This is a genomic window from Bacillus sp. SB49 (genome assembly GCF_000469135.2).
In the GTDB taxonomy this organism is placed as follows: domain Bacteria; phylum Bacillota; class Bacilli; order Bacillales; family Halobacillaceae; genus Halobacillus.
This window is the reverse complement of the sequence record NZ_CP048117.1, coordinates 476079-497080: the sequence shown is the minus strand read 5'-3', so window position 1 is coordinate 497080 and position 21002 is coordinate 476079. Positions and strand designations below refer to the sequence as shown.

Here is a 21002-nt window from a genome sequence, read left to right as displayed (position 1 = left end):
TCTCCGGAAGTCCTTTTTATTATATCCAGATCCAATCAACCATCCATATCGTCGATGCCATGACAAGAAAGCTCAAAGGCAGACCAACCTTCAAATAATCTTTGAATCGATATCCCCCCGGTCCGTATACAATCAAGTTCGTCTGGTATCCGATTGGAGACAGGAAGCTTGCAGACGCCCCGATGGTTACCAAGACGACAAAGGCCATCGGTTCTACTCCCAGCCTGTTGGCGGCCTCGACAGCGATTGGGAACATTAAGACAGCGGCAGCATTGTTTGTGATCATTTCTGTAAAGAGAGCCGTCAGAACATACAACAGAACGAGGGCTCCGAAGATCCCGAATGGATCGGACAGTCGGATCAGTCCGCCGGCTACCCATTCGGCAGCGCCCGTTTTGAACAAGGCCTGCCCGATTCCAAAGGCACTTGCGATGAGCAGAAGGACGTGGAACTGGACATTCTGCTTGGCTTCATCAGGAGTAACAATCTTGCACAGGAGATAAAAGACGACCAATATACTCATTGCCGTAAACATGGACAGGGCGTTCATGGTGACAAGGCCGATCATTCCAACCAGGGACAGGAGTGCCGTCCACGCCTTCCAACTGCTCATCTTATTTAAGAGCGGGTGTTTCTTAAGCGGTGTAACGACATAAAAATCTTTTGACTGAGCTGCTCTTTCCTGAAAATCAGCTCCTGTCAAAAGCAGGAGCGTGTCTCCGGCTCTCAACTCAATGTCACCAATTTTACTTTCAATCCGTTCATTGTTCCGATGAACAGCGACCACTCCTGCATCAAACGTCGCCCGGAATTGTGTTTCTTTTATCTTTCTATGCAGCAGAGAGGACTGGTGAGAGACGACGACTTCCACAAGACGGCCGTGTCCGTTCTCCAATTGTTCCAGGGAGACGTCCGTTCCTGTTTTGATCGTCAATCCTTTCTTATCCTGCAGCTCAGCGATCTTGGAAATGATACCAGTGAAAATAAGGCGGTCCCCCGCTTTTATCGTTGTAGAATTCTTAACCGGACACACTTTATCTTTGGAGCGCGCAATTGCCAGCAGATAAACTCCTTCCAAATTACGGAGTCCCGCCTCTTCAACCGTCCGATTGACGGCTGGAAAGTGATTCTCTACAACCACTTCCATCAAATATTGCTTCCGTTCATCCCCGCTTCTTTTATTCAAAGGTTTGTAGTCAGGAAGAATACGGTAACCGACCGTCACCAAATAAACCAACCCGATCAAGCTTGCGGGAAGACTGACTTGTGCAAGAGTGAAAAGACTGTATCCCTCCATCCCCCGCTCCAGCAGCAATCCATGGACGACAAGGTTGGTGGACGTACCCATCAAGGTAAGTATTCCTCCCAAGATGGAAGCGTAAGATAACGGAATCAGAAATTTAGACGGTGATATATTATGATCGGCACACCATTCGCGAACGATCGGTGTCAGCGTTACGACGATCGGTGTATTATTCAAAAATGCCGAAGCACCGGATATCGGTACAAGAAACCGGAACAACGATCTCCTCTCCGACTTCCCTTTCCCGAGCAGGGCTGCCACCGATCTCTCAACCAACCCGCTCTTCTGAATGACACCAGCTATGACGAACAGCATAGCAACCGTCAGCATACCTTCATTGGAGAAGCCGGAAATCGCCTCTTCCGGTGTAATGATGCCCACTGCAAGAAACGCAATCAACGCGACGAACACGATAATATCCGGCCGCGCCACCTCTTTAAATAAGCAGATCATCATCACCAAGACGACCAGCAGCACAAACCCCATCTCCCAGGTCATTGTCAATCCTCCATACCCACCTGTTTATAGTCTTACGAAATTAAATATTCAGAATAATCATCAATTGATATTTAAGTCTATAGGTTTACTCGGAATTACGCAACTCTTTTATAGTAAAATATTTCAAAACTATTGGCAGTGTTCCTTAATTTTGAAAAAAATACGTACCTTCGCCCTGTCTGCAAGCAGGATATGTGGAGAAAATCGCGTCATATATATGAATTCTAGAGATTGGGTACACTACGAATACTTTCAAATCAAAGGAGATGCAGGAATGATGAATAACTGGAAAACACTATCCTTGCTGGCGGCAGTCCCTTTTTTCCTGTTAGCAGGATGTAACGATAATGATGAGGTAAGCAACCCACCTGAGGATGCACCTCAAGAGGAGCAGGCAGAAAATGGTGCAGCAGAGACGGATGAACAATCTTTTCCGTTCACCAGCTTCGACTTAGAGGTCCACTATCCGGAGAACAATACATTTGATGTGGATTATGAAAAGGAGAAAGATGGAATGGAAGCGAGTTATCAAGATGACATGGACGACCAAAACCTTCAGTCCGACGAGGCATTGGCACAAATGACACCTCTGTTCCAGGAGCTGACGTTCGACAAGGACACCGCAGACGATGAGGTCATCAAGCAAGTGAAGGAAGCCTTCAACCTGCCGGATGATTATGAGTCCTTCGAGCTCGACGTCGATTTCCCGGATGGTACGGAGAAAGAATACAGGGATCAGACAAAATAAAGGAAGAACACCTCCGGCAGGATGATCGGAGGTGTTCCTTTTTTATGAAATTATCCCCTCCTAAACTCCTGCCATTCATTGTAAAATAAAAGGAGTACATCCATTACATAATGGAAGCAGGAGGTCGTTCGACTATGTCGGAAGCAAACGCTGTACAATTTTCAAAGCAGCCACAAACAAGGAAATCCCTCGCGGAGGACCTTAGAAATCTAGGAGTGGAGGAAGGTATGACGGTGCTTGTTCACAGCTCGATGAGTTCGCTGGGCTGGGTGTGTGGAGGACCTGTCACCGTCATCCATGCTCTGCAGGACGTTCTGACACCGACAGGGACCTTGGTCATGCCTGCCCATAGTGCCAACATGTCGGATCCAGCCGGATGGGGGAATCCACCCATCCCTGAATCGTGGTGGGAAACGGTGCGCGCAGAAATGCCCGCCTTTGATCCGGTCATCACTCCTAGTTACTTCATGGGACAGATCGCGGAGGCGTTCCGTTCTTTTCCTGATGTCAAGCGGAGCAACCATCCGGTCTCTTCCTTCGCAGCCTGGGGGAAATACAGCGAAGAAATCACGAAGGACCATTCGCTTGATTTCGGACTTGGGGACCAGTCTCCACTCGCCCGGATTTATGACCGGGACGGGTATGTCCTTTTACTTGGTACGGACTATGAGAGCAATACGTCCATGCATCTCGGGGAATATCGTTCCAAGTGTCTGAAAGAATGTACGAATGGAAGTCCGGTTTATGAAGATGGAAAGAGAGTATGGCGGACTTACAAAGATTTAGAGTATGAGGAAGAACGTTTCCCAACAATCGGAGAAGCATTCGAAAAGGTGCACCAGCTGAATAAAGCACCGGTCGGAGAGGCAGAAGCCCGTCTGCTTCCCCAGCCCGCAGTGGTGGACTTCACAGAAGCATACCTCCTCCACGCACACCAATAAAAAAAGAGCTTGCGGGATTCAGCCCGCAAGCTCTTTCTCTTGTCTTATTCTTTTTTATCTGAGGAAGCTTTCTGCTCAATCATTTCTGTTTCGTCTAAATAGCGAAGCAGGTCGCCGTAGACGACAGAGTCAGATAGAGCAAGCTCTTCTTCCGCTTGTTTAAATCCGGAAGTACAAGCATCTTCCCCTTCTACCGGTTCGCCGGTCTCCCTGTCATAGCAGTTGCCATTAACACCGACGTATTTTTCATTTGCGAAGTTACCATCACGGTCGATCATCAATTCCTGACGATCTTCACTGAAGAGATCCTGTCCGAATTGAACGGGATTGTCATCTTCCACACCAAGCAGATTCATGATTGTCGGACGCAGGTCGATTTGACCACCGACTGTATCATATTCTTTCGGCTCAATGCCTTCTCCGATGATGAGAAGCGGTACGCGTTGAAGCTGGAACTGTTCGTATTCATTGATATCTTTATCCAAATACTCACCCATGGCTTTCTTATGGTTCTCAGAAATACCGAAGTGGTCCCCATAGATGACCAACACCGTGTCATCGGCCAGATCAGATTTCTTGAATTTCTCTACAAACTGTTTCAATGCTTCATCCTGATAACGAATCGTCTGGAAGTAGTTATTCAGCGTCTTACTGGATGTTTGTCCAGGCTCGATCATCTGTTTATCTTCCGGAAGCGTAAACGGATGGTGGTTCGTCAGTGTAATCATCTTATTATAGAAAGGCTGATCGATCTGTTCCATCTTATCCAGGGATTCATCAAAGAAGTACTCATCGAGAAGACCCCAGTTATAGGATTTATCCTCAGTTACATCAAAATCCTTCTTGGAATAGAAACGATCATATCCGAGTGAATCATACATCGTATCACGGTTCCAGAAGCTGGCATCGTTCGCATGCATAACGGAAGACGTGTACCCTTCTTTGCCTAGCACTTCCGGCGTTGCCTCATATTCATTCCCCGCATGCGTAAAGAATGCAGATCCACGGTTCAATCCATACAAGGAGTTATCCAACAGAAACTCGGAATCGGATGTACGCCCCTGCTTCACCTGGTGATAGAAGTTACTGAAATAAGCCCCTTCTTCTTTCAGGTCGTTCAAGTATGGCGTCAGCTCCTGTCCGTTCACCGTATTATCGACAACAAAGGTCTGCGTACTTTCCAAGGAAAGAGCAATAACGTTCTTCCCTTCTGCAATTCCCTTCATTTCTTCACTAGGCTCCGTCTTTTTCTCATTTAGATAATTCAAGACAGGCGCAAGTTCATTACTGTCAGCGAAAGAACGCTTCGCCTCTGTCTGTCCCTGTAGAACAAGGTCATACGCGTGGAAGTTCAGGACACCAAGGTACTTAACAAGCATGTTCCGGTCGAATGCCCGCTGCAGCAATTCCGTACGCTCAGTCTGTGCCCAGCCGAGGTTCACGACAAACAAAGGAACAGCGATCATCGCAAGGATCAAACCTTCCTTTCGTTTCGGCATGAAACTCTGCAGACGATTTTTTCTTAAGAAGAACAATAGAAATGCAGCGACGAAGACATCAAGGAACAGGAAAATGTCTGTGGCTGACATGATATCGGTGATACTTCCGCCAAGACCGGCAAGGTTTGCCGCCTGACCTAACATCGGAATCGTTAAAAAGTCGTTGTATTCTCTATAAAATAGGACGTTTACATACAATAGTAAGGACCCGAATATATACATCCCCAGCATTCCCTTACGGCCGCCAAGAAGAATACCGACACCGAATAGTAGGAAAATACTGCTCAGTGGGTTGAACGCAAGAATAGCCGCTTCATTGGCATTTTCAATATTCAACGTGAAGACACTGCCCTGAACGTAATACATCTTCGCCCAGAAAATTGCAATGACAGCCGCATAAATCATGAATTTCTTCTTGAATTCGGGGTTTTCCATCTTTGTTTTAAATTTAGAAAACATGATACAACCTCCGTAAATAGTGATCTAATTTATTTATGTTTCATCAATAGCTGATACCAATTAAAATTAAGCATGCGTAGGAGAACAAGATTGATAATACCACATTTACAATAAAAAAACGCAACAATAATGGAACTGTTATATGTTCTTAATACTATTACACCACTATTACACAACAGTTACCGTAAGATGATAAAAAACTCCAGAAAGCGACAAGCGCTTCCTGGAGTTCAGGGGGACTCTTTTTAAACTATATTCTTTACCAGCTCCACAAATGCATCAGCTTTGATTCGTTTCTTGCCGCCACCCTGGACAAAATGCGGTTTTCCTCCGCCTTTTCCCTCGATATGCGGCAACACTTGTTTCGCCACGTCATTCATATTTCTGTCCAGTCCGCTGCCACAGGCAAGTACAAACTGGAGGGCATCTTCCTGTTCACTGACGAGCAGGACACAGGCATCCGTCGTTTCGTTCAACACAGCCTGCCCTAAAGCCTGGAGCTGCTTAATGGAACGGTCCTGATATACTGCAGAGAGAAACTGTTTCTGCTCTCCTTGTTCCACAAGCTCCTTCGCTTCATAGCCGATCAGCTTACTCTCCAAATCCAAGATGTACTTATCCTTCTCTTTGCTTTTTTCATTCAGCTCAACGATTTCCTCCGGCAGCGCCTCCTCAGGACGGGCAACGAGCTGCTTCAACTCCGTCAACAGCCGGTGTTTCTTTCCGAACTGTCCAAGCAGGCGTTCTCCGCAGACAAATTCCAGGCGCACCTGACCCTTATTCTTAGTCCAGCCCAGAAGCTTAACAGCCCTTACTTCCCCGGTCGCCTGCGGATGTGTTCCGCCGCAGCCATTATAATCAACGCCCGGAATCATGACGAGACGGACATTTTCCGTGACGGCGAGTTTCTTACGCAAAGGATACTTCCCTGCCTCTTCCGCCGTCATCCATGCTGTTTCCACCTTAATATTTTTCAGGATCAAGCGGTTGACCTCTGCTTCCGCTTCTGCAAGCGTTTCTTCCAGAAGCTCAGAAGTATCCAAATCGATCGTGACCGTTTCCTCACCCAGATGGAAGCTGGTCGTCTGCCACTGAAAACGATCTTCCATGACTGCAGAAAGGATATGCTGCCCGCAATGCTGCTGCATATGGTCAAAGCGTCTGGCCCAGTCAATTTCCCCATGGACGGTACCTCCGACGACCATCGGCTCCTCCAAATAATGACGGATATCGCCGTCCACTTCTTCCACACCCGAAACCGGTGCTCCGTTCAAAGCTCCTCGATCACTCGGCTGGCCGCCGCCGGTTGGATAAAAGGCTGTTTCTTCAAGTATGACGAAAAATCCGTTATCATCCTGCCCGGTACGGGCAATGGTTGTATCAAATGCCGTCAAATAAGCATCTTCATAATATAATTTCCGTGTCATATACTTTCCTCCTATGTATATCCTACGGGAATCGTAGCATTTTTTCACATGGTGCCGCCACATATTTCCCGGGAAATCGACGAAACAATAAAGAAGACTCCGCTGTTTCCAGCAGAGCCTTCGAGAGTCTTCCTAATAATTATAAAGATCCTACAGCATCGCGGACGGTCGTATTTCCCCCGACCACTTGGAATTCCTTACCGATTGTCGCCTCATTTTCCAATGTCGCAAGAATGACGCTCGCCACGTCTTCACGGGAAATTTCCCCGCGTTCGACTTTCTCTGCCGCTTCCACTTCACCCGTACCCGCATCGTTCGTCAACATTCCCGGGTGGATGATCGTGTAATCCAGATCCGTTCGTCGCAGCCAGTCATCTGCATAGTGCTTCGCAATGACATAAGGAGCGAAAGAAGCCGGTGCTTCCTGAATCGCTTCCCGCGTCGTATCGAAAGAACTGATCATGACGTAGCGCTTCACACCTGCCTGCTTCGATGCTTCGATCGTCTTCACCGCACCGTCAAGGTCGATCATTACTGTTTTATCAGGGCCGGTATTCGGACCGGATCCCGCTGTAAATACGACAGCGTCCACTCCTTTAAACGCTTTTGCAATGGTTTCCGTGTCGTCTTCCAAGTCAATAAGGACCGTTTCGGCTCCTAAATCTTTGAAGTAGGACGCCTGCTCCTCTTTACGGATCATAGCGACGGCTTCTACTTTTTCGCTGTCCTGGATTTTCTCAACCAGATGTTTACCGACTTGACCATTTGCACCTACTACAAGTACTTTCACTCTCACTCATCCTTTCTATGGAAAACATACATGGTATAGTTTGTTCACCTGTAAGATATGTAACCTTTTTTTATAAAAAGCAAACATCCCAGCTGTTCCTACCATGGGGAAGAAAGGAAAATATTGTTTATTTCTGGATTGTTTGATATATTGAACTGTGACAACTGAATACGTTTTGATTCGGGTGCAGGCGCACAAATGCTGCCTGCTTAAAAGGGAAACCGGTGAAAAGCCGGTGCTGTCCCGCAACTGTAATTGGGAGCGAACTGAAGGACCACTGTCCCCGTCATCGAGCGGGAATGGGAAGGGTTCAGGGAGCGATGATCATAAGCCAGGAGACCTGCCCGTTTCAGCGAACATCATGTACCTACGAGGATAGGGGGTGTGAAGTGCCGTTTCAGGAGAAGGATGGATACGCATGGCTGCGGATCTTATTTGCTTTTCCTAGGAAGAACGCAGCTTGACAACTTCTTGGGGAAGTTGTTTTTTTATTGGCTTTATTTCCGAATGAAATAGAGGTGTCTCTATGAATGATCCGATAGACAGCTATATCGACCTTTTTAAAGCATCTATTATGAATCAGTTCTACGCCGATCTTCCAAGTACACTGGAGGAGACGTTCGAACAATGGCAGAAGGAATGCCGTGACTCGGAGGAACGAATTCGTTTAGAAAAAGCATACGTCCTTGTCCGCGAAGAACTTTTCGGTAAGCATTCGCTGTCCTGATCTTATTTTTGTAAGCGGTTACTATGAGGAGGATGTCTATGCCTGATCAAATGATCTATCGACCTGGTCTTGATGGTGTGATTGCTGCAGAGACGCAGCTTTCCTACCTGGATACAGAGAAAGAGGAAATTGTCATCCGCGGCTATGAACTGATTGAGCTTGCCGGCTGTAAGACCTATACAGACTTGATTCATCTTCTGCTTCACGGCAGTCTCCCTGCAGGTGCAGAACGATCAAATATCGAAGCTAATTTAATAAAGGAATATTCCCTGCCGCAAGGTTTTTTTACGCTTTTCGAAAAGCTTCCGTCCTCTACACACCCGATGGATGCGCTGCGCACAGGTGTTTCCGCCCTTGCCGGTCACGATGAAAGGCTGGAAGACCGCTCACCGGAGGTCATGCGTACGACGGCGCTGCGTTTACTGGCTAAAATTCCGAACATCGTCGCTAACAGTTACCACATCCTGCAGCAGGAACCGGTCATCGAGCCCACGGAGGAACTCTCTTACAGCGCGAATTTCTTATACATGATCACCGGTACGATACCATCGGAGCAGGAGGTGAAGTTCTTCGACCGTTCCTTGTTGCTCTACAGCGAGCACGAAATGCCGAACTCGACCTTCACCGCCCGGGTCATCGCATCGACGAATGCCGACTTGTATGGTGCCTTGACCGGTGCCGTCGCCTCCTTAAAAGGGAATCTTCACGGCGGTGCGAATGAAGCGGTCATGCATATGCTGCTTGAAGGAAAAACGACCGACGGATTCCGTCACCTGCTCTATGAAAAGCTCCAGAAGAAAGAAAAGGTGATGGGATTCGGTCATCGAGTGTATAGGAATCGCATGGACCCACGGGCTTCCCTCATGAAAGAAGCTCTTCGGGAACTCGCAAAAGAAAAAAAACGTGAAGACCTGTTTGACATGTGCGAAGCAGGAGAAGCCGTCATGAAAGAAGAAAAAAATCTATATCCGAATCTGGATTACTACGCTGCTCCTGTCTATTACCTTCTTTCTGTTCCAATCGCTTTGTACACGCCGATCTTCTTTGCTGCAAGAACCCTCGGCCTCTGTGCCCATGTCACAGAACAATACGCCAACAACAAGTTGTTCCGTCCCCGTGTCCTTTATTCCGGCCCGCGGGATCTGCATCCATAAAGGAAGAAAGCCGGGCTGCCTGCCCGGCTGTATGGTACATATTCTTTGTAAAGGTGGAGATGAAATGGAAGAAGTGAAAATGAATACCCTCAAGGAAACCGATCCATTATTGGAGGAAATCGCTGCTTATGCGGTTCACGAAGAAGTTACCAGCGAGGAAGCGTTGCAGACAGCCCAGTACGTCCTGATGGATTCGCTTGGCTGCGGGTTTCTCGCCCTTCGATACCCGGAATGCACGAAACACCTCGGTCCCATCGTTCCTGGTACTATCGTTCCTGACGGCTCGCGTGTCCCGGGGACTTCCTATGAATTGGATCCTGTTCATGCCGCCTTCAATATCAGCTGTATGATTCGTTGGCTCGACTACAATGACACGTGGCTCGCTGCCGAGTGGGGGCATCCCTCCGACAACCTGGGAGGAATCCTGGCCATCGCCGACTATATCAGCAGGAGGCGACTGGCCGCAGGGGAAGCTCCGCTCCACATGAAGGACGTGCTCGTGAACATGGTGAAGGCCCACGAAATTCAAGGTGTCCTTGCACTTGAGAACAGCCTGAACAGAGAAGGTTTGGACCACGTCCTTTACGTAAAAGTCGCAACAGCCGCCGTTGTTACAGCGATGCTCGGCGGGACGAAGGAAGAAGTCACCGATGCCGTCTCGCAGGCATGGGTCGATAATTCCAGTCTCCGCACATACCGCCACGCGCCAAACACCGGATCACGGAAATCCTGGGCTGCCGGTGATGCGACAAGCAGGGGTGTCCGTCTGGCTTTAATGACGAGAAAAGGAGAAATGGGATATCCCACAGCATTATCTGCGCCAGGGTGGGGCTTTCAGGATGTCCTGTTCAGCGGGAAAAAGCTGACACTGGCCCGCCCGCTCGGTTCCTATGTCATGGAGAATATCCTGTTTAAAATCGCATACCCAGCCGAGTTTCATGCCCAGACGGCTGCGGAAGCCGCCGTCCAGCTCCACACGGAAGTAAAAGACAGACTTTCCGACATTGCCAGGATTACCATCACCACCCATGAATCGGCGATTCGGATCATTGATAAGAAAGGACCGCTGCACAACCCTGCGGATCGCGATCACTGCCTGCAGTACATCACAGCTGTCGGATTGATTTACGGCACCCTGAACGCCGACCACTATGAAGATGACACGGCCCGGAATCCGGATATCGACCGACTAAGAGGGTTGATGACAACGGTGGAGTGCGAGGAATACAGCCGCGATTACCTCGATCCGGATAAACGTTCGATCGCCAATGCTGTTCAGGTATTCTTTACAGACGGTTCCTGCACTGAACAAGTGGCAATTGAATACCCCCTTGGCCACCGCAGACGCCGGGATGAGGGAATCCCGCTTCTTTTGAACAAGTTCCAGGACAATTTGAAGACACGCTTCCCATTCCGTCAGGTGAACCGGATTCTGAATCGATGTGAGGATTACGACCAATTAGTCGATACATCCGTGCCTCAATTCATGGAATTATTCCGTATATAAGGAGGAGAACGTATCATGACATGGATAGTGGAACCTACATCGACCCAGCCGGAACGAGCAGCAGCGTTCAAGCGATTGATGGAAGAACAGGAACTGCTCAGGATTCCCGGTGCCCATGACGGCATGTCTGCCAAAATAGCCAAAGACGTCGGGTTCAAGGCCCTTTACTTATCAGGTGCCGCCTATACTGCCAGCCGTGCACTGCCCGACCTCGGCATGATTTACTCCAACGAAATGGCAGCAAAGGCACAAGAGTTGATCCGTGCCTCCGACCTTCCCTTACTTGTCGATATCGACACCGGATACGGCGGGACCATCACCGTCGCCCGCGCAGCGATGGAAATGGTAGAGGCAGGAGTTGCTGCCGTTCAAATCGAGGATCAGCAGCTCCCGAAGAAGTGCGGCCACTTAAACGGAAAAACACTTGTCGATACAGAAGAGATGATGCAGAAAATCCGCACGATTAAAGAAACGGCTCCTACCCTCCTGGTCGTCGCCAGAACAGATGCTAAGTCAGTGGAAGGAATGGATGCGGCAATCGAACGTGCGAATGATTATGTAAAAGCGGGCGCAGATGCTGTTTTTCCAGAGGCTTTGACAAGCGAGGAAGATTTCAAAAAGGCGTCCGATGCCATTCACGCCCCTCTTCTGGCCAACATGACGGAATTCGGGAAAACCCCGTATTTCACCGGGGAAGACTTCGAGGCATTCGGAATGAACATGGTGATTTATCCTGTCACCTCCCTTCGCGTCGCTGCTAAAGCCTACGAACGGATTTTCACGGAAATCCTGACCCAAGACACACAAAAGCACAAATTGTCCGACATGCAGTCCCGTGAAGAGTTATACGAAACGATCAACTATTATGATTATGAAGCACTGGACAAGAAAGTAGCCAAAACCATCCTCCCTGAAATCGGAAGGGAATCAAAATCATAAAAAAAGCCCCGGGATGCCTCTCCCGGGGCTTTTCATCAGCCGCGATGCTTGATCGCAAGGCCTTTCAGGAAATTCCTCGCATACTTATCGCCGCATGGTTTGTAGTTTTTATGCCCTTCTTTTCTAAGCAGCGCACTCAATTCGCCTTTTGTTATCGTCACACCGGCAAGTCCGATGATGTCGATCACATCTTCGTTGGTGAGTTTCAATGCTATTTTCACTTTCTTCAGCATGACGTTATTGACGCTGGAATAGTTCTTGATGGAACGGTCCGGTTTGACAGGGGTGCCATCCTTAGAAAGCTGAGGGCCCCTTTCAAATGTAATCAACCCGTTCAGGAAGGACTCCAACATGCTGTTCGTACACTTGATATGCATCTCGTCCTCGTACGCTTCATCATCGTATTCCTCATACTCTTCCTCCGGCTTGGTGAGAACTTTACGCACGTCCTCTTTCGTCAGCTCTACACCGCCGAGCTTGAATATTTCAACCATGTCCATGTCGCGGATATCGAGGGCATATCGCAGCCGTATCAATATATCATTATTATCCATATCATAACCTCCATGTAGTGTCGCGGATTCTTTTGCAGCAAAAGACGACCGGCCTGTTAAAGGACTATTTTAACACAAGTATCCCATTATCCATATCCCCTTCATCTTACCCAAGAACACACCGAAAAAACCGCCCCCATAGCGGGAAGCGGTCTATCGGGTTACGTCTCTGTTTTCAGCAGCCGCCTTAGTATTTTTCCTGCGCTCGTCTGCGGCAGCGAGCGGCGGATTTCGATGGCTGAAGGTACCTTGTAGCGGGCCATATGCTCCTTGGCCCATCCTGTCAGCTCTTCTTCCGTTACGTCGGCATCCTGCTGCAGAACGAGGAACGCCTTCACAACCTCCCCTTTTCGCTCATCCGGGATACCGATGACGGCTGCCTGTACGACAGCCGGGTGCTTCTTCCACAGCGATTCCACATCTTCCGGGAAAATACTGAACCCGGAGGACTTGATCATCTCCTTACTCCGACCTTGAAAATACAGATAGCCGTCCTCATCGAAGTAACCGATATCGCCCGTATGCAGCCAATCATCCTTCCTAACCTCTGCTGTAGCCTCCGGACGATTCCAGTAGCCCTTAAACACACCCGGGCTTCGGATAACAATCTCCCCGGACTCCCCTGGTGGACAAGCTTCTCCTGTCCATGGATCATGGATCTCTATCCTGGAACCAGGAACCGGAACGCCGACGGAACCGAATTTCACCTTTTCCGCAGGCATATACGTATCGACCGTATGTGATTCACTCAAGCCGTACGATGCTTCAAACAAACAGCACCCCGGCGCTAGCTCCTTCCACCTTTCCGCAAGACTCTCCGTCACCGGCATACCGAAACTGGTACACAGGTTCAACCGCAAGTGTTCAAGCGTTCCTTCTGTTCCCATGTCAAGTATCGCTTCATTCATCGGTGCGGTGCTGTACCAGACCGTCACTTCATAATGTTTAAGCATCCTCAACGTTTCAACCGGATCAAAGCGTTCCATCAACACACACGGAGCCCCTGTGTAGACAGGGATATTCACGCCCATCACCATTCCCGCTATATGGCACAGCGGCATGACCGCAAGCCACGTTTCCCGATTCTCCACTCCGTTGGCGCTGACTGCAGCCGCCGTTTTGTAAAGGGCATTGCCGTAGGTAAGCATGGCCGCTTTCGGACGCCCGGTCGTCCCGGATGTAAAAGCAAGCAGAGCGGTCTCATCCATATCAACGGCGGTTGGCTTTTGTAACGAAGGGCCTTCAAGAAGAACATCTCTCCATGCTACTTCCCGCTGCTGCAGGGTTGAATCCTTCTCTGAAACGGCGTCTGCTCGGTACTCGCTGTTTCGAACGGCAATGACACGGGCGAGCGTATGCTCCATTTTTCTAACTTCCGAAAGCAGTTCGCTGCCCGCGAAAACGGCGCACATCCCTACTTCTTCCACGAAGTAATCCAACTCTCCAGCCTTATACATCGGACTGAGCGGACAGACGACTGCCCCGATGTACTGAATGGCATAATGAGCGATCACGTATGGTGGTCCGTTCTGCATGAAAAGCCCGATCCGATCACCTTTTGTAAATCCAGCGGAGGTTAAGAACCCTGCGACCTTCTGAACCTGCTCCAGCACGTCTCTCCAGTTCCAAGCCTTTCCGTAGTAAATGTACGCCGGATCGTTCGGACGCTGCCTGGCATGGTCCTGTAAGTATTCCGTCAAAGGTTTCTTCCCCTTTTTATACATCACCGTATCGTCTCGTCCCTGCTTCTTCATTCCATCCCTCCTACTGCGACATCGGCCAATCAGCGAGACGTCTGTCGCTTTTCACTGGACCGGAAGCCGTCGCCGATCGAAGGAAACGGAGAAGAAAGGAACGGGTAGCTTCCGGTTCAATAATGTCTTCAATCAGAAATTTGCCTGCTGCCTTCATCGGAGAGCTGTCGAAATTCCACTGCTCTAAATATTTGGCTCGTTCCTGCTTCGGATCTTCTGCCTGTTGAATATGCTTTCCATACACCACATTCACACCGACCTCAGGACCGGTGAAGTTGATTTCCGCCTCCGGCCAGGCAGCGACGACGTCTGCTCCCATTCCGGGTCCGCACATATTTCCATAAGCGGCTCCAATACTCTTTCGGAGAACGACCGAGTATTTCGGCACCGTCGACTTAGCAAGGGCCGTGTTCCAGTTCATAATCTTCGAAGCCATCTTCCGCTTCTCCGCCTGGCTGCTGATCCGGAAACCAGGCGTGTCATGAAGAAAGACGAGGGGAATATGGTAGGAATCGCACAGGCAGATGAAATCCACCGCTTTATCACATTCCTCCGGTCCCGGTGCACCTGCCATCTGCATCGGTTGGTTTGCGACGATCCCGGTTACCTGCCCGTCCAGACGGGCAAAACCGGTGATCAGTGCTTTTCCGTAAAACGATCGGTATTCCATGAACGTCTGCAGATCAAACAGAGTTTCGATAACCTCCCTCACATCATAAGGGCGCCGCAAATTGGCAGGTACGATGTCCATTACATCAATCCTCCGATCGCCATCCCCGCTGTGAACGACCGGCGGAGTGTCTTCTGCATTGGAAGGTAGGTAACGGAAAAATGTGCGCAGCATCTCGATGGCATCTTCCTCGGTTTCCGCTATGTGATCGATGTGACCCGTGTGGACGGCATGGACGCCGGTTCCGCCAAGATCGTCCGCTGTCAGCCGCTCCCCGCTTGCCATTTCGAGCATCCTTGGTCCAGCTACGGCCATCCCCGTTCCCTTCACCTGAGTGACAAAATCGGAGGTGACGGCCATCCATGTCGGACCGCCGTAGCATTCTCCAAGTATGGCAGTCAGGACCGGTGTTTCCCTCCCATGATCGAGCATGCAGTGAGGGAATAGTTTGTCACTAATGCCGTCGGAACCCATCCCGTCCGGCATCCGCAGTCCTCCGCCTTCACATAAGTTGAACAGCGGCAGCTTCCGTTTCTTCGCATAAGAATAGAAGAACTCACTCTTTCGCAGGTGTACTTCCCCCTCTGTTCCGGACAGCACGCGGACGTCCATCGCCTGAACGACCGCCTCTCTCCCTTCCACGCGGATCATGCCGCCGATCAGTCCGTCTGCCGGTGTCCGCTCTTCCATACCAGGTACCGGAGAATGTGCGGCCGCCCCTAGTTCCCAGAACGACCCGGCATCCGCAAGCAGATCGATTCGTTCCCTTGCACTTAATTTCCGCTGTTTCACTAAGCTTTCCTGTTTTCCCTCCACTATCGTATCCCCCTCACATACTAACCAGTCGGTATGTTTCGATTATACGTTTACCGTTCTGAAAATTCAATTATATTCCAAGTCAAATAAAGACGCTCCTCTCTTCCAAAGGAGCGCCTACTTATCTTCTTCCGGACGATACGTTTTCGTGAGATAGATCACGACGGTAAAGAAACATCCTCCGAAAATAAAACCGAGCTTCAGCCATACGTTCGGAGCAATGAAAAACGCGGAGAAAAGAAAGGAAAACCATATCATGATCAGGACAGATACCTTCGCTTTGACAGGAATTCCTCTGCCCGATTTATAATTTTGGATATAGGAACCGAACCATTTATTCGTCATCAGCCAATTGTACAGACGGTCGGAACTGCGCACATAACAAGCTGCTGTCAACAGCAGGAACGGTGTCGTCGGAACCAGAGGGAGAACGATTCCCAACACGCCAAGACCGAGTGATATACTGCCAATGACGATCAACAGTACCTTTACAAACTGTTTCATCGATTAACCCCTTACTACATTCGTCGTATCTCTTCTTATGTTAACCTGATTCCCTTCATAATTTCCATTCGTAACCGTCAGTAATTGTTTCCATACAAAAAAAGGCCGCCCTACGCCAAAGGTGCGACCTATTAATACCTTCTTTCCTTTATGTATGAAAGAAACTTCAGATTCCTCTAGTTCACGGTAATGGCTTTCTCTTTATGGGTATGCCAGTCCCCTTTTTCCACATGCAGCTTCACTTGATAGGTTCCGGATTCCGGGAACACATAGTCAGCCGTATACGTCTCTCCCGCTTCCTCCGCATCGACGAAATCATGGGACTCTTCCCCTTCTTTCCACACTTCGAAACGGACGTCCGCACCTTCCACCGGCGCTTCTGCTTCCATCACATGCGCGGTCAAGGTCGTCTCTTCCCCTTTTTCAACAGGCTCCTCCATCATGATATGGACCATCCCACCTTCCTCTTCCGAAGGCTCTTTCTGTGCAGAATCGACATCTCCGATGACAAGCTCGTCCTTCGGCATGTTGTGAGATCCTCTTGCCTGGACGTGGGAAACGACATAGTACAGACCCGCTTCCTCTACAGAGGTTTCGACCTCATACATGCCGTCCCCCGTTGATTCGCCTTCGAGCATTTTGTGGTCTTCCTCATCCTGACCGTCCTGCCACATCTCGAATTGGACCTCGTCGGCATCATTTACAGCTTCTTCCCCTTTCGTTACATGGGCCTGTAAGGTGAAAGTGTCACCAGGTTCCAGCTGTTCTTCCGGAGTCGTTGAGAAACGGACGTCGAGAGGTACCAGATCACTATCCGCCGCCTGCTGTTCCGCGTTGTCTTCCCCTCCGCATGCCGTGAGCATCAGCAGTATACCAACCATAAGAAAAGTTCCGATTATTGACTTCCTGCCCATTCCGAAGCACTCCCTTTCATTATTGGACTTTCTTCAGATCTTCCACAATCTTGTCCATTTCGCTCCGCTTCGTTCCATCATACTTCTTGATGACCTTCCCTTCCGGATTGACGAGGAAGAAGCTTGTCCCGTGCATGTACTGATCAGAATCCGGGATCTCGTCGACCAGGTTGCTGAACGACTTGATGGATAATTCCTTAATCGTCTGGAATTCATACCCTGTCAAGAAGGACCAGTTGTCGTAGTCCGCTCCGAATTTGTCGCCGAATTCTTTCAACGCTTCCGGTGTATCATTTTCCGGATCGATGCTGAAAGAGACAAGCTGGGCATCGATATCTTCTTCCTCCATTTTCTGCTGCAGCACAGCCATATTATTCGTCATCGGAGGACAGACCGTCTCGCAATTTGTGAAAATCGTATCAGCCACCCACCAATCTCCCTCTAAATCTTCGTTACTTAATTTACCGTTATCCTGCGTCGTGAAGGAGAAAGACTGGACAGAGCCTGACATGTTCGACTCAATTTCCCCGCCGCAACCTGCCAGCAGCAATACTCCCAACAGAACCATTACGTATCGCTTCATGAAAACAACACCTTTCATTATTCATCTTCCAGATCCAATAAAGGAAAGGAAAGAGTAATTTTCGTCCACTCGTTTTCTTTAGATTGGATATTTATGTCCGCCTCGTGTTTGACGATAATTTGCTTGACGATGGCAAGTCCGAGACCAGATCCTCCTTCTTTTCTCGATCTCGACTTATGCACACGATAGAATCGATCCATGATCTTCGCCAAATCCTTCTCAGGTATTCCTGCCCCTGTATCGTGAATTTCAAGCAGGGCACGGTCTTCTTCCTGTCGCACATTAATCGTCACTCCATCTCCTTCTTGACTATAGCGGATGGCATTATCCAGGAGATTGCTTAAGACTTGCTCGAGACGATCTGCGTCCCCTTTAATGATCAGCTCTTCATCAAGCTCAACCTTACAATCCATCCCCTTCTGTTGCAAAGGCAGTCGGAACTTTTCCACCACCTCCAGGACAAGCTGTGAGAAAGGAAGAATATCCAGCTGCATCGGATACGACTCCCCTTCCAGCTGAGCCAGGTCGAGCAGATCATGAACCAGCCGGGAGAGCCGGATTGTCTCCTGATGAGTGATTCGGATATATTTCTTTTCCTCTTCCTTTCCCATGACTCCTTCTATAATCGCCTCTGTATATCCTCTCATATAGCTTAGAGGGGTACGTAATTCATGGGAAACGTTCTGAAGGAACTCTCTCCGGTTGTTCTCAACTTCCTCCAGCGATTGAGATAATCGATTGAAAGAGTGGGCAAGAGCACCGACTTCATCCGATGAAACAACCTCCATCCGCTTGGTAAAATCCCCACCGGCCATTTCTTCAGAGATCATCCTCATATTCTCCAACGGCTGCACAAGCTGGGCAGCTATTTTCCTCCCCGCCCACACTAACAACGATAAGAGAATGAGAATCGCCCCGATTAAAATAAGAGAAATGGAATGAAAGGGCGCATAGACATCGTCCAGGGGCATATACAAAAATACGGCACCTGAGAGAGCATCTCCCTCCAGCAAAGGAATGGCCACAGCCAGAATATCCTGCTCAAAGAGCGGATGCTGCCGGACCATGGTAACGGTTTCACCATCAAGCAGCTTCTGCCTCTCTTCAAAAGTGATCAATGATTCCTGCAGCGGTTCCTCATAAGGCAGCGCACCGCTCAGCTCCATTGGATTCTGAGTAAAGATGATTTCCGCTTCCATATTTTCATTCATCCACCGCAGACGCTCCTGGAAGGTACCTCCCTCCCCATCTTCCATATACACATCCTTCAGATTGTTTCCTTGTAGAAGAAGCGTGTCTTTCTGATTGTCTACATAAAATCTTTCATAAAGAAAGTAGGTAAGTCCGATGACGATCAGTACAGCTCCGATGGAAACTACAGCCATCGTCACCCATATCTTCTGTTTCAATCCAATCGCTTTCAGCCATTCTCTAATTGAATTTATAGCCGACACCCCAAACCGTCTGCACGTAAACTCCTGCTGACTTCAGCTTCAATCTCAACGTCTTGATATGGGTATCTACGGTTCTCATCGTCCCTTCGCTTCCAAATCCCCACACACGGTCAAGCAGTTGATCACGTGTGAACACCTGGCCTTGATTCTGGATTAAATGAGCGAGCAGTTGAAATTCCTTTCTCGTCAAATTTACTTTCTTTTGTTCGACCCGCACGACATGTCCTTTCAAGTCCACTTCTATCTCTTTATACCTGAAGTATCCTTCTCCTTCTATCTGGAAGCCTTTCGTACGACGGAGAGAAGCTTCGATTCTAGCTACCAGTTCCTTCGGGCTGAACGGCTTGACAATGTAATCATCCGCTCCTACCTTCAAACCATACACCCGGTCGTCTTCATGGCTCTTCGCCGTCAGCATCAGAACAGGAACATCAGAAAAACGCCGGATTTCCCTGCAGGCCTCCATTCCGTCCATCTTTGGCATCATGACATCCAACAGGACAAGGTCGATTTCTTTTGTCTTCAGCAATCGAACTGCTTCTTCTCCGTCCTGGGCCGTACACACCTGATAGCTGTGCGCCTCTAAATACGAAGTAATCAGGCGGATCATTTCCTTCTCATCATCCACAACTAATATGTTCATTCCTCTTTCCCTCCAGCTATCATCGTTACAGGCCCTCCATCTACAGCAATTTCCCTTGTGACTTCGAACGATTCGATGTCCATGACGGTTACTTTATCACTGTCGATGCTTGATACATAGAGGTTGCCATGTTGGGAGATGACGTCAAAAGGATTCGCTCCCACTTTAACCGTCTCTTTGTTTTCATAATCATCGAACGGGACCTTCACTACTTCATGAGACCCGTGACAGACTACATACAAATTCGAACTTCCTTCCGGGCTGTACAGATTGACCGGCATCAAGCCGACAGCTATCCGATCCATCTGCTCCCCTTTGTCGACATCAAACACATAGACGTGGCGGTTTAATTCACCATGTACCGGTCCATGGCCGCCGATATACAGTTTAGAATCGTTATACCACAGCCCCTCCGGCAGATGGGGAACTGCAATTTCCCTAACCACTTCAAAAGTCTTCGTATCAATGACGGAGACCGAGTCATCCTGCTGATTCAACACATACAGCATTTCTCCATGATCATCCGTCACCATGGAAAGGGGAAAAGAACCGACTGGTATCATCCCCGTAATCTCCTCTTTTTCTGTATCAAACACCTGTACCTGATTGTTTTTACTGTCTGCCAGATACAACTGGTGGCTGTCTGCTACATAAAGTAGCTTATTGACATCCGGTCCGACATCCGCCCAATTCTTTGTTTTCCCTGTTTCCAAATTCAACAGGACCAGGAAATCCTCTTTTTTCGTCGTGAAAGCTATATGTAGATCATCGATCCTTTCCATATCAGCAATAACGGTCCCAACCTTTGTATCCTTCAACAAATTACCCTCCGGATCCAGAAACGACATCCGATTGTCTTTCAAGTGGGAAATAACAATCGAATCTGCCGCCCCCTGCGGAATCACAACCTTGTCCTCCCGGCAGCCGGACAATAGAAGTAAAAGGACCAACAACAAAAACATCCAACACTTATTCATACCGTCCTCCCAACCTTATCCAATCATCCTGTCCAGTTACTAATAAGTATAAAAGATAATTATGAAATCTTTGCGAAATTCCAGGCAATTATTTCAAAATCATGGAAAGAAAGGAGAAACGCATTTTCATAGGAAAAAACA

General features: G+C 48.8%; 19 protein-coding genes and 1 riboswitch. Of the genes, 6 read left to right on the top strand and 13 right to left on the bottom strand.

Features of this window, described 5'->3' with window-relative positions; genetic code table 11:
* Window positions 1–19 precede the first annotated feature (19 nt).
* A complete protein-coding gene (locus M662_RS02630; protein WP_026578802.1) occupies window positions 20–1801 on the bottom strand; it encodes an SLC13 family permease in 1782 nt (593 codons plus the stop codon).
* Window positions 1802–2075: 274 nt separating this feature from the next.
* Here M662_RS02630 and M662_RS02625 point away from each other — a divergent pair, with 274 nt between their 5' ends.
* On the top strand, window positions 2076–2549 hold the full coding sequence (locus M662_RS02625; RefSeq protein ID WP_008634420.1) for a YusW family protein: 474 nt from the start codon (window positions 2076–2078) through the stop codon (window positions 2547–2549).
* Between the two features lie 134 nt (window positions 2550–2683).
* Window positions 2684–3490, top strand: coding sequence for an AAC(3) family N-acetyltransferase (locus M662_RS02620; RefSeq protein ID WP_026578804.1), 807 nt, complete (start codon window positions 2684–2686; stop codon window positions 3488–3490).
* 44 nt (window positions 3491–3534) lie between these two features.
* On the opposite strand, the gene M662_RS02615 is transcribed toward M662_RS02620, so the two are convergent.
* The 3 genes from M662_RS02615 to M662_RS02605 form a co-directional block, all read right to left on the bottom strand.
* Window positions 3535–5448 (bottom strand): LTA synthase family protein, encoded by a 1914-nt coding sequence (locus M662_RS02615; protein WP_008634417.1) that lies wholly within the window; start codon window positions 5446–5448, stop codon window positions 3535–3537.
* 245 nt (window positions 5449–5693) lie between these two features.
* The gene (locus M662_RS02610) at window positions 5694–6875 is read right to left on the bottom strand and encodes a serine-tRNA(Ala) deacylase AlaX (RefSeq protein WP_026578806.1); all 1182 of its coding nucleotides are present in this window, start codon (window positions 6873–6875) and stop codon (window positions 5694–5696) included.
* A 139-nt stretch (window positions 6876–7014) separates the two neighbouring features.
* Window positions 7015–7665: an SDR family oxidoreductase gene (locus M662_RS02605; RefSeq protein ID WP_008634412.1), complete on the bottom strand. Its 651-nt coding sequence runs from the start codon at window positions 7663–7665 to the stop codon at window positions 7015–7017.
* A gap of 165 nt (window positions 7666–7830) precedes the next feature.
* Window positions 7831–8027, top strand: a riboswitch (cobalamin riboswitch).
* A 164-nt stretch (window positions 8028–8191) separates the two neighbouring features.
* Between M662_RS02605 and M662_RS02600 the strand changes: the two genes are divergently transcribed.
* The 4 genes from M662_RS02600 to prpB all read left to right on the top strand — a co-directional run bounded on the left by M662_RS02600 (window position 8192) and on the right by prpB (window position 11992).
* A complete protein-coding gene (locus M662_RS02600) occupies window positions 8192–8392 on the top strand; it encodes a hypothetical protein (protein ID WP_026578807.1) in 201 nt (66 codons plus the stop codon).
* 38 nt (window positions 8393–8430) lie between these two features.
* Window positions 8431–9546, top strand: coding sequence for a citrate synthase (mmgD, locus tag M662_RS02595; RefSeq protein WP_026578808.1), 1116 nt, complete (start codon window positions 8431–8433; stop codon window positions 9544–9546).
* Between the two features lie 64 nt (window positions 9547–9610).
* Window positions 9611–11053, top strand: coding sequence for a bifunctional 2-methylcitrate dehydratase/aconitate hydratase (locus tag M662_RS02590; RefSeq protein WP_152522245.1), 1443 nt, complete (start codon window positions 9611–9613; stop codon window positions 11051–11053).
* A 15-nt stretch (window positions 11054–11068) separates the two neighbouring features.
* Complete coding sequence (gene prpB, locus M662_RS02585; RefSeq protein WP_026578810.1) at window positions 11069–11992, top strand: methylisocitrate lyase; 924 nt, start codon at window positions 11069–11071, stop codon at window positions 11990–11992.
* A gap of 35 nt (window positions 11993–12027) precedes the next feature.
* On the opposite strand, the gene M662_RS02580 is transcribed toward prpB, so the two are convergent.
* The 9 genes from M662_RS02580 to M662_RS02540 form a co-directional block, all read right to left on the bottom strand.
* Window positions 12028–12546 carry a YehS family protein gene (locus M662_RS02580; RefSeq protein WP_008634401.1) on the bottom strand — a complete coding sequence of 173 codons (519 nt, stop codon included), beginning with the start codon at window positions 12544–12546 and terminating at the stop codon, window positions 12028–12030.
* A 161-nt stretch (window positions 12547–12707) separates the two neighbouring features.
* Window positions 12708–14300 (bottom strand): class I adenylate-forming enzyme family protein, encoded by a 1593-nt coding sequence (locus tag M662_RS02575; protein WP_026578811.1) that lies wholly within the window; start codon window positions 14298–14300, stop codon window positions 12708–12710.
* A gap of 10 nt (window positions 14301–14310) precedes the next feature.
* Window positions 14311–15786, bottom strand: coding sequence for an acyl-CoA carboxylase subunit beta (locus M662_RS02570; protein WP_051348994.1), 1476 nt, complete (start codon window positions 15784–15786; stop codon window positions 14311–14313).
* Between the two features lie 117 nt (window positions 15787–15903).
* Window positions 15904–16290, bottom strand: a complete 387-nt coding sequence (locus tag M662_RS02565) for a YbaN family protein (RefSeq protein ID WP_008634393.1) — start codon at window positions 16288–16290, stop codon at window positions 15904–15906.
* A gap of 176 nt (window positions 16291–16466) precedes the next feature.
* On the bottom strand, window positions 16467–17204 hold the full coding sequence (locus tag M662_RS02560) for a FixH family protein (protein WP_051348995.1): 738 nt from the start codon (window positions 17202–17204) through the stop codon (window positions 16467–16469).
* 19 nt (window positions 17205–17223) lie between these two features.
* Complete coding sequence (locus M662_RS02555; RefSeq protein ID WP_026578812.1) at window positions 17224–17787, bottom strand: SCO family protein; 564 nt, start codon at window positions 17785–17787, stop codon at window positions 17224–17226.
* Between the two features lie 17 nt (window positions 17788–17804).
* Window positions 17805–19241, bottom strand: coding sequence for a sensor histidine kinase (locus M662_RS02550; protein WP_236096533.1), 1437 nt, complete (start codon window positions 19239–19241; stop codon window positions 17805–17807).
* Window positions 19219–19884, bottom strand: coding sequence for a response regulator transcription factor (locus tag M662_RS02545; RefSeq protein ID WP_026578814.1), 666 nt, complete (start codon window positions 19882–19884; stop codon window positions 19219–19221). The genes M662_RS02550 and M662_RS02545 overlap by 23 nt, the downstream gene beginning before the upstream one ends.
* On the bottom strand, window positions 19881–20861 hold the full coding sequence (locus M662_RS02540) for a YncE family protein (protein WP_026578815.1): 981 nt from the start codon (window positions 20859–20861) through the stop codon (window positions 19881–19883). Before M662_RS02540 ends, M662_RS02545 begins: the two co-directional genes overlap by 4 nt.
* Window positions 20862–21002 lie beyond the last annotated feature (141 nt).